Origin of the sequence: Nocardia otitidiscaviarum (assembly GCF_007362295.1) — a bacterium.
Lineage (GTDB): Bacteria > Actinomycetota > Actinomycetes > Mycobacteriales > Mycobacteriaceae > Nocardia > Nocardia otitidiscaviarum.
Genome location: NZ_CP041695.1, coordinates 6,679,753 through 6,692,304, shown reverse-complemented (window position 1 = coordinate 6,692,304; position 12,552 = coordinate 6,679,753). Strand labels below are relative to the sequence as shown.

Sequence of the window (12,552 nt, the reverse complement as noted above, 5' to 3'; positions counted from 1 at the left end):
GTGGGCTGATCTGGGGGTGCTACCGGGGCCGGCGTGGTGAACTTGGTTATGGGAATCAAGGTTTCCCTCGAACATCGCACCACCTACACCTTCGAGCGGCCGGTGCGGATCCATCCCCATGTGGTGCGGCTGCGCCCGGCACCGCATACGCGCACCACCATCGAGGCGTATTCGATGCGGGTGACACCCGCCGAGCACTGGGTCAACTGGCAGCAGGACGCGTTCGGGAATTTCCTTGCGCGCCTGGTGTTCAGCGAGCCCGCGCGCACCCTCGACATCGTGGTCGGGCTGATCGCCGACCTGGATGTGGTGAATCCGTTCGACTTCTTCGTCGAGGAGTTCGCCGAGCACTTCCCGTTCACATATCCGCCGGACCTGGCGGTCGACCTGGAACCCTATCTGCGCCCCGTGGACGAGGGCGAGACCGGCTCCGGCCCAGGGGAACTGGTGCGCGACTGGGTGCGCCGCCATCCACCCGGGGGCCGGCCGCGCACCATCGACTTCCTGGTGACGCTCAATCAGGCGCTGCACCGCGATGTCGCCTACACCATCCGGATGGAACCGGGTGTGCAGACGCCCGACCACACCCTGCGCGCCGAACTCGGATCCTGCCGGGATTCGGCCTGGCTGCTGGTGTCCATCCTGCGGGGGTTCGGCCTGGCCGCCCGCTTCGCCTCCGGCTACCTCATCCAGCTCGCCCAGGACGCGCCCTCCCTCGACGGGCCCTCCGGCCCGCCGGTCGACTTCACCGACCTGCACGCCTGGGCCGAGGTCTTCGTGCCCGGAGCGGGCTGGATCGGCCTGGATCCCACCTCCGGCCTGTTCGCGGGCGAGGGCCACATTCCACTGGCCGCCACCCCGCATCCGGTCTCCTCCGCGCCCATCACCGGCGCGACCGACCCGGTCCGGGCCACCCTGGACTTCTCCAACACCGTTCGCCGCATCCACGAGGACCCCCGGGTCACGCTGCCCTACACCGACACCCAGTGGTCTCGCATCACCGCCACCGGCGCGGCCGTCGACGCCCGCACGGCCGCCGCCGATATCGGTCTCACCCTCGGCGGCGAACCCACCTTCGTCTCCATCGACGACCGGACCGGCCCCGAGTGGACCACCGCCGCCGACGGCCCGCACAAACGCGAACGCGCCGCCGACCTGGCTCGCCGCCTGCGCCGCATCTACGCCCCCACCGGCCTGACCCAGTACCGCCAGGGCAAGTGGTACCCCGGAGAACCCCTGCCGCGCTGGGAGATAGCCCTGCTCTGGCGCGCCGACAATTATCCCCTCTGGACCCGCCCCGACCTCCTCACCGACCCCTGGCTCCCGCCTGCAGCCGAGCTCGCCGCCCGGCACGGACAGGCCGCCGGACCGCCCGATGAGTCGGCCCCGAACGACGTGGTGCGCCGCGCTCGGCGGGCCGACGCGGAAGCCGCGCGGGCGGTGATCGCGCACGTGGCGGCGGGATTGGGGTTGCCGACCACGCAGGTGCGGGCCGCCTACGAGGATCCCCTGCTGCGTGTCGTGGCGAAAGTCCGTGCGCCGGAAGGTGAACCGGTGCAGGACGAGGACGATCTCGCGCCGGGCGAGGATTCGGTGCAGGCGCGCAAGGCGCTGCTGGCGCGGCTCGACGCGGCGGTGAACGAGCCCGCCGCCTACGTGCTGCCGCTGCACCGGCGCGGTGACGAGGGCGGGTGGGCGAGTGCGGACTGGCGGCTGCGACGTGGACGCATCGTATTGACCGAGGGGGATTCTCCGGCCGGGTTGCGGCTGCCGCTGGGGTCGATCTCCTGGCGGACGCCGCCGGTGCGACCGGAGCCGGATCCGATCGTGCTCCAGTCCTTCGGTGCGGACGGCACGGCATCGAACCCCGCCGCCGTGGTGGAGCCTGCCGATCGCGCGCCCACCACCGCGTTGGTGGCCGAGGTGCGAGACGGTCGGCTGTGCGTATTCCTCCCCCCGGTGGAGGATCTCGACGCCTATCTCGACCTGGTGCGCCGGGTGGAGGCGGCGGTGACACACGTCGGCCATCCGGTCGTGCTGGAGGGCTACCCGCCACCCACCGACCCCCGCCTGCACGCCCTGTCCATCACCCCGGACCCGGGGGTGATCGAGGTGAACATCCAGCCCACCGGCTCCTTCGCGGCCCAGTCCGAGTTGCTCGAAACCCTGTACGAGCAGGCCGGACTGGCCCGGCTGACCACCGAGACCTTCGACATCGACGGCACCCACGGCGGCACCGGCGGCGGCAATCACATCACGCTCGGCGGCCGTACCCCCGCCCGCTCGCCCCTGCTCCGCCGCCCGGACCTGCTGGTCTCCATGCTGACCTACTGGCAGCGGCATCCGGCCCTGTCCTACCTGTTCTCCGGCCGGTTCATCGGCCCCACCTCGCAGGCCCCGCGCGTGGACGAGGCCCGCGACGACGTGCTGTACGAACTCGAGATCGCCTTCGCCGAGATCGCCCGCCTGTGCGGCGGCAGCGGCGCGGACGCGGTGGGCGCGGCACCGTGGCTGGTGGACCGCGCGCTGCGCCACCTCCTCACCGACCTCACCGGCAATACCCATCGCGCCGAGTTCTGCATCGACAAGCTCTACAGCCCGGACTCCGCGCGCGGCCGCCTCGGCCTGGTGGAACTGCGCGGCTTCGAGATGCCGCCGCATTTCCGCATGGCCATGGTGCAGTCCCTGCTGGTCCGAGCATTGGTGCTGTGGTTCTGGGAGCGTCCGTACACCGCGCCGCTCATCCGGCACGGCGCGAATCTGCACGGCCGCTACCTGCTGCCGCACCATCTGCTGGCCGATATCGCCGAGGTCGCCGCCGACCTGCGCGCGCACGGCATCGATTTCGACACCAGTTGGCTGGACCCGTTCGCCGAGTTCCGTTTTCCGCGCATCGGCACGGTGGTACTCGGTGATATGGAGCTGGAACTGCGCACCGCCGTCGAACCGTGGCACACCCTCGGTGAGCAGACCACCGCCAGCGGCACCGCCCGCTATGTGGACTCCTCGGTGGAGCGCCTCCAGGTACGGCTGGTCGGCGCGGACCGTGGCCGCTACCTGGTCACCTGCAATGGTCACCCGGTGCCGCTGCTGCCCGCCGGGAAGGCGGATGTGCAGGTGGCGGGCGTGCGCTACCGGGCGTGGCAGCCGCCGAACGCCCTGCACCCCTCCATCACCGTGGACACCCCGCTGGTCTTCGATGTGGTGGACACCCGGTCGGAACTCTCGCGCGGCGGCTGCACCTATCACGTCTCGCATCCGGGCGGCCGGGCCTACGACGCGCCTCCGGTGAACGCGGTGGAGGCGCAATCGCGGCGCAACCGGCGGTTCGAATCTTCCGGACATACTTCGGGACCCGTCGATATCGCCGATCTGCGTGCCAAAATGGCCATACAGGCCACCGATGTCGGTGCGCCCGGGATCCTGGATCTGCGGCGGGCGCGGACGGTGTGGGGAGTGGTCGGCGACCGGTAGGCAAGCCTGGGAAGTGGTGGCGGTGACAGTGCTCGACCCGACGCAACCCGGCGCCGCCGACGGACCCGACCGCTGGGACAAGGTCGCGGCCCGCCGGGAGGTGGCCGAAGAATTCGCGAAATACCGTGCGGCAGCGGCGGATACCGGAGCTGTGGACGCCTGCGGCCTGCCCACGCCCGGCTACTTCGACGAACTGGTCGACGACGCCGGCCGGGTCCGGCCGATGTGGACCGAACTGTCCGCCGAATTCCTGGACCAGGGTCGTTCCGGACTGCACCGCATGGACACCCGAGTGCGGCGGCTCATCGAGGACGACGCCATCACCTACACCGAGATCAGCGGATATCCGGATCGCGCCGAACCGACGGCGGCGACCCCGTGGCGGCTGGACCCGATCCCCCTGCTGGTCTCCGCCGACGACTGGACCGGATTGGAGGCGGGGCTGGTGCAGCGCTCGCGCCTGCTGGACGCGGTGCTCACCGATGTGTACGGCGCGCGGCGCACCCTCACCGAGGGCCTGTTGCCGCCACAGCTGGTCTTCGGGCATCGCGGGTATGTGCGTGCCGCACACGGGATCTCCCTGCCCGGACGGCAACAGCTGTTCCTGCACGCCTGTGACGTCAGCCGCTGGAGCGACGGCGAGTTCCGCGTGCTGGCGGACTGGGCGCAGGCGCCCTCGGGGGCGGGTTACGCGCTGGCCGACCGCCGCGTGGTCTCGGCCGCCATTCCCGAGGCGTTCGAGCTGGCCAGCCCGCGCCCGCTCACCCCCTTCGTCCGGGCCATGCGCCTCATGCTGGTGGAGGCCGCGCCGCGGGCCGGGGACGAGGAGCCGGTGGTCGTGGTGCTCAGCCCCGGCGTCCATTCCGAAACCGCCTTCGATCAGGCGTATCTGGCGTCGGTGCTGGGCTTTCCGCTGGTGGAGAGCGCCGATCTGGTGGTGCGGGACGGGCGGTTGTGGATGCGGTCGCTGGGCACGCTGGAACAGGTCGATGTGGTGCTGCGCCGGGTGGACGCCGAATTCTCCGATCCCCTGGACCTGCGGCCGGATTCGCGGCTGGGCGTGGTCGGGTTGGTGGAGGTGCTGCGGCGCGGCGCGGTGACGGTGGTGAACACGCTCGGCAGCGGGTTGCTGGAGAGTCCGGCGCTGGCGTCGTTCCTGCCGCGGTTGTCGCGGGCGCTGCTGGACGAGGACTTGAAACTGCCCGGCGTGCCGTCCTATTGGGGCGGTGACGATCTCGAGCGGGCGCACCTCATCGCACGTCTGGATCGGCTCATCCTGCGTTCGACCGTCGACGACAGCACCGTCTTCGGTCCGGTGCTCTCGCGGGCGCAGGTGCAGCGGTGGCGTGCCCGCATCGAGGCCGAGGGGTGGCGCTGGGTCGGCCAGGAACCGGCCCGCTTCTCGGTCGCCCCCGCCGTGACCGGGCGCGGGGGATTGGCCGCCGCACCCGTCGCGCTGCGGCTGTTCTCGCTGGCGGGCCGGGTCGGCTATCGCGCCATGGCGGGTGGGCTGGGGCAACTCCACCACGGTGGCGCGCCCCGGGCCGAGGTCTCCGAAGCCGCCGCCAAGGACATCTGGGTCCGCACCGCCCCCACTCCCGTCCCCGCCGCCGAGATCCCCGACGAACGCGAACGCCCCACCCCCGCCGCCGCACACGAGGCGGTGAACTCCCCCCGCGTCCTCGACGACCTGTTCTGGCTGGGCCGCTACAGCGAACGCGCCGACGCCACCGTCCGCCTGCTCACCGCCGTCCACGACCGCTACCAGGACTACCGCTACCGCCCCTGGCTCGAGGGCGCCGAAGCCATGCCGACCCTGGTCACCGCCCTCTCCCGCCTCACCGGCACCCCCTACCCCCTGCCCGAGGCCGCAGCGCCGGACTCGCCCACGGACTCGGAGACACCACCGCGAGAGGCATCCGCGCCGGATGCGGCCTCCGGTCGCGCGATGGCGGCCGAGCAGGTGCAGGGCCCCGGCGGACAGTCCCAGCGCATGGGTTCGGCAGCACCGACCGGCGGCCCGTCACCGCCGCGGCAATCCCCTACGGCACAGCGGATGCGGCGGCACGGCTCATTCGATCATCCGACGGAGCCGATCGCGCTGCCCGGGGCGTCGTGGCGGGATCATCGGTATCTGGTGACCCTGACCATCGATCGGGAGCTGCCGGGGGCGTTGGCGTATGCGGTGGAGCGGTACGCGAATACCGCTCGGGCGGTGCGAGATCAGGTGACGCCGGGCGTCTGGGCGACCCTGGGCGCCATCGACCGGGCGTTCGCCGAGTATCGGACGACGCGGGGGGATCGGGTGGCGGCCCTGAGCGAGGTGCACGCACGGGTGCTGTCGGGGCTGGAGTCACTGGCGGGGATCGACGCGGAGATCATGGTGCGCGATACCGGGTGGCAGGTGCTCGACATCGGGCGGCGCATCGAACGGGGGCTGGCGGTGACGGCGTTGTTGGCGGCGGCGTTCGCCGAAACGCATCCGCCGGGGATCAGCCGGGTGCTCACCGAGGCCGTGCTGCAGGCGACCGCGTCGTCGGTGAGTTACCGTCGGCGGCACCGGGATTCGCTGCGGGTGGCGGCGGTGGCCGAACTGCTGCTCTTCGATGCCGCCAATCCGCGGTCGCTGGCCTATCAGCTGGAACGGGTCGAAACCGAGCTGCTGGCCCTGCCGGGTGGTTCGGCCACCACCCGCCCGCAGCGGCTGCTGGCGGATGCGCGGCGCATGCTGCGGCGGCTCGATCCGGCCGATCTGGAGGCCACCGATGCCGAGGGTCGTCGCACCGACCTGGTGGACCTGCTCGACGGTCTGCATCTGCGGCTGCGCACGTTCGCCGAATCCTTCGAAGCCACCCGGCTTTCCGTGCCGCGTGATATTCAGCCGCTGTGGGGCAGCACCCGGGTGGTCGGATGAGCGGTCGAGCATGCGCGAAAGGACACGGCATGAGCGAGCGACCGGAAGAACCGGTGGCGCCGGATCGTATGCGGGAAGTTGCCGGCGGTGCGAGCCCGCGCCGCTACCGCGTGCTGCACCGCACCGTCTACACCTACTCCGACGCGGTCGGCAGCTCCTACGGCCGGGCCTACCTGTCGCCGCGCGAATTCCCGGGGCAGCGGTTGCACGCCCACGAGATCCGCATCGACCCGGTGCCGTCGGACCGCTCGGTCGGCGTCGACGTGTACGGCAATATCACCCTGTACTTCCACGTCACCGCCGAACACCGCCGCCTGGAGGTGACCGGCGAGTCGGTGGTGGAGGTGACGCGCCCGGAACATCCGGGCGGCACACCGCCCTGGGAGTCCGCGCGCCCCGACGGGAAGCGCGGCCCGCTGGCGGTCGACTTCGCCCTCGACCTGCATCCGCCGGAGATCACGCCTGAGGTGAAAGCCTATGCCGCCGAATCGTTTCCACCCGGCCGCCCGCTGCTGGACGCGGTCGCCGAACTGAATTCCCGCATCCACCGCGACTTCACCTACACCTCCGGCTCGACCACCGTCACCACCCGCGTCGCGGATGTCTTCGCCGCCCGCGAGGGCGTCTGCCAGGATTTCGCCCGCATCGGCGCGGCCTGCTTGCGTTCCCAGGGGCTGGCGGCCCGCTACGTCTCCGGTTACCTGTCCACCCGTCCGCCGCCCGGCCGGGAACGCCTGATCGGCGTGGACGCCACCCACGCCTGGACGGCGGTCTGGCTGCCGGGCGGCGACGCCCCCGGCGACCCGGGTCGCTGGATCGGCTTCGACCCCACCAACGACCAGTTCGCCGACGACCGCTATGTCACCCTGGCCTGGGGCCGGGACTACGCCGATGTGCCGCCGCTGCGGGGCATCATCTACACCGACGCCAAGGAATCCACGATCGCGGTGTCGGTGGATATGGCGCCGATCGAGGTGTGAGATGCGAGATTTCAGCTGTCCACAGTGCGGCCAGCGCCTGGCCTTCGAGAACTCGCTGTGCCTGAGCTGTGGCAGTCCGCTCGGCTTCAGCCTGGCCGACCGCACCCTGGTGGTGCTGGCGCCGACCGGTGAATCCGAGGGTACCGTCGACGCGAATCGCTTCCGGCTGTGCCGCAATCAGCATCTGGCGCAATGCAATTGGATCGTTCCGGTGGTCCAGGGTGGTGTGCTGTGCGAATCCTGCCGCCTCACCCGCACCCGCCCGGAACCACTGGACGGCACCTGGCTCACCGCCTTCGGCGAGGCGGAGGCCGCCAAGCGTCGCCTCATCGTGGAACTCGCCGAGCTCGGGCTGCCGCTGGTCGGCCGCGACACCGATCCGGAACGTGGCCTCGCCTTCGACCTGCTCTCCAGCGCCGACGAGCAGGTCATCACCGGCCACGACAACGGCGTCATCACCCTCGACCTGGCCGAGGGCGACGACGTGCACCGCGAACAGCTCCGCGTCGAAATGGACGAGCCCTACCGCACCCTGCTCGGCCACTTCCGCCATGAGATCGGCCACTACTACTTCCCGGTCCTGGTGCAGCGGCTCACCCCGCACAATCCGTCCGGGGACGCGTCGCGCGGCGACACCCTCGACCGCTTCCGGGAACTGTTCGGCGACCCCTTCGCCGACTATCAGCAGGCTCTCGACCGCCACTACGCCGAGGGCGCGCCACCCGGCTGGGAGGACAGCCACGTCTCCTCCTACGCCACCATGCACCCCGCCGAGGACTGGGCCGAGACCTTCGCCCACTACCTGCACATCCGCGACACCCTCGATACCGCCGCCGCCTGCGGATTCGCCCCCGCCGGGGCCACCCTGGACCGCCCGCAGGTGGGCCGTTCCGGCTTCGATCGCATCATCGACCTGTGGCTGCCGCTGGCCTGGGCGCTCAATATGCTCAACCGGTCCATGGGGCACCGCGATCTCTATCCGTTCGTGCTGGCCGAGCCGGTGCTCGACAAGATGCGATTCATCCACGAACTCTGCGCCGAGCGGCAGTGAACGCGCGGCGCGCGGTGTGGCGCGCCTCGCCCCCGCTTCCGTCGGCGTATCGCCGACCTGTAAACTTCGATCATCATGCAGCGGGCACTTCTCCTTTGCCGCCGCGACGGGGTCTGATTCGGACCGGCTCCTGTCGCGGGGATCTGCCGTGCCGGTCAACCCATAACACTGGGATCCAGTCACACTTCGGAGAGAACACGCATGTCACCCGCTGACGCTTTTACGTCCTTCAATGTTGCAGCCGGCACGCGCACCATCACGCAGCCGTCCAAGCCCGCGCCCGCCGACCAGCCCGCCTGGAACAGGCAGAAGAACTCCTCCATGCCGGTGTTCCGGTACCGGCCCTTCGCCGAGGAGGTCGAGCCGATCACCCTGCCCGACCGCACCTGGCCGGACAAGGTCATCGACCGCGCGCCCTCCTGGTGTGCCGTCGACCTGCGCGACGGCAACCAGGCGCTCATCGACCCGATGAGCCCGGCCCGCAAGCGCCGCATGTTCGACCTGCTGGTGCGCATGGGCTACAAGGAGATCGAGGTGGGCTTCCCGTCCGCCTCGCAGACCGACTTCGACTTCGTCCGCGAGATCATCGAGGACGGGGCGGTGCCCGACGACGTCACCATTCAGGTGCTGACCCAGTGCCGTCCCGAACTGATCGAGCGCACCTTCGAGGCGTGCAACGGCGCGCCCAACGTGATCGTGCACTTCTACAACTCGACCTCCGTCCTGCAGCGGCGGGTGGTGTTCCGCGCCGACCGCGCGGCCGTCAAGAAGATCGCCACCGACGCCGCCACGCTGTGCCTGGAGATCGAGCAGCGCTACCCGGACACCAACTGGCGCTACGAGTACAGCCCGGAGTCCTACACCGGCACCGAGCTGGACTACGCCCGCGAGGTGTGCGACGCGGTCTCCGAGATCATCGCGCCCACCCCCGAGAAGCCGCTGATCATCAACCTGCCCGCCACCGTCGAGATGGCCACTCCGAACGTGTACGCCGACTCGATCGAGTGGATGAGCCGCAATCTGGCCCGCCGCGACTCCATCGTGCTGTCGCTGCATCCGCACAACGACCGCGGCACCGCCGTGGCCGCCGCCGAACTGGGCTACCAGGCCGGCGCGGACCGCATCGAGGGCTGCCTGTTCGGCAACGGCGAGCGCACCGGCAACGTCTGCCTGGTGACGCTGGGCATGAACATGTTCTCCCGCGGCATCGACCCGCAGATCGACTTCTCGAATATCGACGAGATCCGCCGCACGGTCGAATACTGCAACCAGCTGCCCGTGGCCGAACGCCACCCGTACGGCGGCGACCTGGTGTACACCGCCTTCTCCGGCAGCCACCAGGACGCCATCAACAAGGGCCTGGACGCCATGAAGGCCGCCGCCGACGCCGCGAACGCCGATGTCGACGACATCACCTGGGAGGTCCCGTACCTGCCCATCGACCCCAAGGACGTGGGCCGCACCTACGAGGCCGTCATCCGGGTGAACTCGCAGTCCGGCAAGGGCGGCGTCGCCTACATCATGAAGACCGACCACGGGCTGGTGCTGCCGCGCCGCCTGCAGATCGAGTTCTCGCAGGCCATCCAGAAGATCACCGACGGTGAGGGCGGCGAGGTGACGCCCAAGGAGATGTGGGATGTCTTCGCCGAGGAGTACCTGAACCCGATCACGCCGCTGGAGCGCATCCGGCAGCGGGTCACCGCCTCGGAGACCGACAACGGTGTGGACCACATCGAGGCCGTCGTCAAGGTGGACGGCGTCGAACAGGAGATCTCCGGCGAGGGCAACGGCCCGCTCGCGGCCTTCGTCGACGCCCTGTCCGGCATCGGCTACGACGTGCGCATTCTGGACTACTCCGAACACGCCATGTCCGCCGGTGACGACGCCCAGGCCGCGTCGTATGTTGAGGTGGCCATCGGCGACACCGTGACCTGGGGCGTCGGCATCGCCACCTCGATCACCACCGCCTCGCTGCGCGCCGTGGTCTCGGCGGTGAACCGCGCCCAGCGCCCCTGACGGTGACAACGACCCCGATCCCGCACGACACGGCGGCCGCCCACCAGCGCAACCCGGGCGGCTGTCGGCACCCAACCGCCGGCACGCACGCACGACCGACGACGGCTCTGAGCCACGCGCTGAAGGCGCGGGGAGGCGGGCGAGCGCCACAGTATCCGGTGCGGGTGGGGGCGTGATGCTAGCGTTGGAACGCACTAGCGCCGAGCTCTCTGTTCGCGCCGTCGAACAGATGGGGGACACGTGACCACGAAAGACCAGAATTCGACCTCGCCGCCCTGGTTGCAGGGGCCGGACGCCGACGAATCCGCCGCGGCCGACGCCGCGGTGCATGCCGATGACCAGGATTCGGCGGCCGAGACCGCCGACGATGCCGTCGACGCGAAGGAACCCGCGGGCGAGGCGGAGCCGGAGTCCGGGTCCGGGTTCTTCCCGCCGGTGCCCGACTCCATCGACCAGACCACCGCGTTCCAGCCCGACGGGCCGTTCGCGCACGGGCAGTCGGGCGGCTTCCCACAGCCGGGGCCGTTCGCCCCGCCCGGTCCGCCGGGTGAGGGGCCGTTCCAGGGCTCGTTCGCCCCGCCCGGAGCCCCGGGCGAGGGACCGAATCCGTACGGGCCGAACGGGCAGTTCCCACTCGGCCCGAATACCGGCGCGTACCCGGCGCCCGAGCAGGGGTCGTGGGCCCCGCCCGGCGGCCCGGGCTTCCCGCCCACCGGCGCGTACCCGCCGCCGGGCTTCAATCCCGGTGCGGGCGAAGGCGGCCCGCAGTCCGGACCGTACGGCGAGATCCGGCAGGAGACCCCGTACGGGGAGATCCGGCAGGAGATCGGCGCCGACGGCATGGTGCGCCGGGTCTTCGACCAGCCGGGCGATCAGTCCGCCGGCGGTGAGCAGACCGAGCATTTCGGCGCTCCGGGCCAGAGCGGGCAGGCCCCGGCGGGTGCGGACCACTCCGGCGGCCCGATCTACAGCTGGTCGCCGCCGCCCGCGCCGCCGCAGCAGCCGCAGCCGCAGCAGAATTTCCAGCAGCAGCCCGGGCAGAGCTATCAGCAGCCGGGGTGGAACCAAGCGCCGCAGGGCTTTCCGCAGCAGGGTGGGCCGCAGCAGCCGCCGCCGGGGCACTCGGTCAACGACCTGAACCTGTTGCGTCGCGCCCGGCGCGCGCCGCGCGGCGGTTGGCGACGTGCCGTGCACAAGATGTCCGGCGGTGCCATCAATCCGGGCGAGTCGCCCGCGGACATCATCCACAACGAACTCGTCGACCGGGTGAACCAGCCGGTGCGCGGCGACTACCGGATCGCCATCCTGTCGCTCAAGGGCGGCGTCGGAAAGACCACCACCACAGTCGGTCTCGGCTCCACCTTCGCCTCCTTGCGCGGTGACCGGGTGATCGCCATCGACGCCAACCCCGACCTCGGTACGCTCGCGCACCGGGTGCCGCGGCAGACCCGCTCCACCGTGCGGAATCTGCTGGAGGACAACCACATCACGCGTTACTCGGATGTGCGGGCGCACACCTCGCAGGCTCCGAGCCGCCTGGAAGTGCTTGCCTCCGAACAGGATCCGGCGGTTTCCGAGGCGTTCAGCGAGGCCGACTACCGCAAGGCCATCGGTATCCTGCAGCAGTTCTACAACATCATCCTCACCGACTGCGGTACCGGTCTCATGCACTCCGCCATGGCCGGTGTGCTGGATATGGCCAGCTCGCTGGTGCTGGTGACCTCGCCCGCCATCGACGGCGCCCGGTCGGCCTCGGCCACGTTGGACTGGCTGGACCACCACGGCTACCACAAGCTGGTGGAGCGAACCGTGGTGGTGGTCAACGCCTCTCGCAAGGGTTCGTCGACCGTCGACCTGGACCAGCTGCGCAAGCTGTTCCTGGACCGCACCCGCGCCGTTCAGGTGGTGCCGTTCGACGACCACCTGGCCGAGGGTGCGGAGATCGACCTGGAGCTGGTCAGCAAGCCGACCCGGCGCGCACTCCTGGAACTGGCCGCCATGGTCGCCGACGACTTCGGCTACCACGCCATCCAGCAGCGGGGTTACCAGCCGCCGCGTTGACAGGGCGCGCCCCGCGTTCCGCGACAGCGGCACTACCGGTGTATTCGGTTGCGCCC

7 protein-coding genes are annotated in these 12,552 nt (G+C 70.6%); 6 read left to right on the top strand and 1 reads right to left on the bottom strand.

The features are described 5' to 3' along the window. Positions 1-48: 48 nt before the first annotated feature. Genes FOH10_RS30095 through FOH10_RS30080 form a run of 4 tightly spaced genes read left to right on the top strand, consistent with a single transcriptional unit; the run spans position 49 to position 8,419 of the window. A complete protein-coding gene (locus FOH10_RS30095) occupies positions 49-3,474 on the top strand; it encodes a transglutaminase family protein (protein WP_143983209.1) in 3,426 nt (1,141 codons plus the stop codon). 22 nt (positions 3,475-3,496) lie between these two features. Then, positions 3,497-6,388 carry a circularly permuted type 2 ATP-grasp protein gene (locus FOH10_RS30090; protein WP_244961433.1) on the top strand — a complete coding sequence of 964 codons (2,892 nt, stop codon included), beginning with the start codon at positions 3,497-3,499 and terminating at the stop codon, positions 6,386-6,388. A 29-nt stretch (positions 6,389-6,417) separates the two neighbouring features. Then, entirely contained in the window at positions 6,418-7,368 is a 951-nt protein-coding gene (locus tag FOH10_RS30085; protein ID WP_425326111.1) for a transglutaminase family protein, read from the top strand. A gap of 1 nt (position 7,369) precedes the next feature. Then, complete coding sequence (locus FOH10_RS30080; RefSeq protein WP_143983207.1) at positions 7,370-8,419, top strand: zinc-binding metallopeptidase family protein; 1,050 nt, start codon at positions 7,370-7,372, stop codon at positions 8,417-8,419. Positions 8,420-8,598: 179 nt separating this feature from the next. Here FOH10_RS30080 and FOH10_RS35915 read toward each other — a convergent pair whose 3' ends face one another. After that, positions 8,599-8,742 (bottom strand): hypothetical protein, encoded by a 144-nt coding sequence (locus FOH10_RS35915; protein WP_244962166.1) that lies wholly within the window; start codon positions 8,740-8,742, stop codon positions 8,599-8,601. On the opposite strand from FOH10_RS35915, the gene leuA reads away from it, so the two are divergent. Continuing rightward, complete coding sequence (leuA, locus tag FOH10_RS30075) at positions 8,675-10,435, top strand: 2-isopropylmalate synthase (protein ID WP_244962134.1); 1,761 nt, start codon at positions 8,675-8,677, stop codon at positions 10,433-10,435. The genes FOH10_RS35915 and leuA overlap by 68 nt on opposite strands. 240 nt (positions 10,436-10,675) lie before the next feature. Continuing rightward, positions 10,676-12,496, top strand: a complete 1,821-nt coding sequence (locus FOH10_RS30070; protein WP_244961432.1) for a MinD/ParA family ATP-binding protein — start codon at positions 10,676-10,678, stop codon at positions 12,494-12,496. Positions 12,497-12,552: the final 56 nt, after the last annotated feature.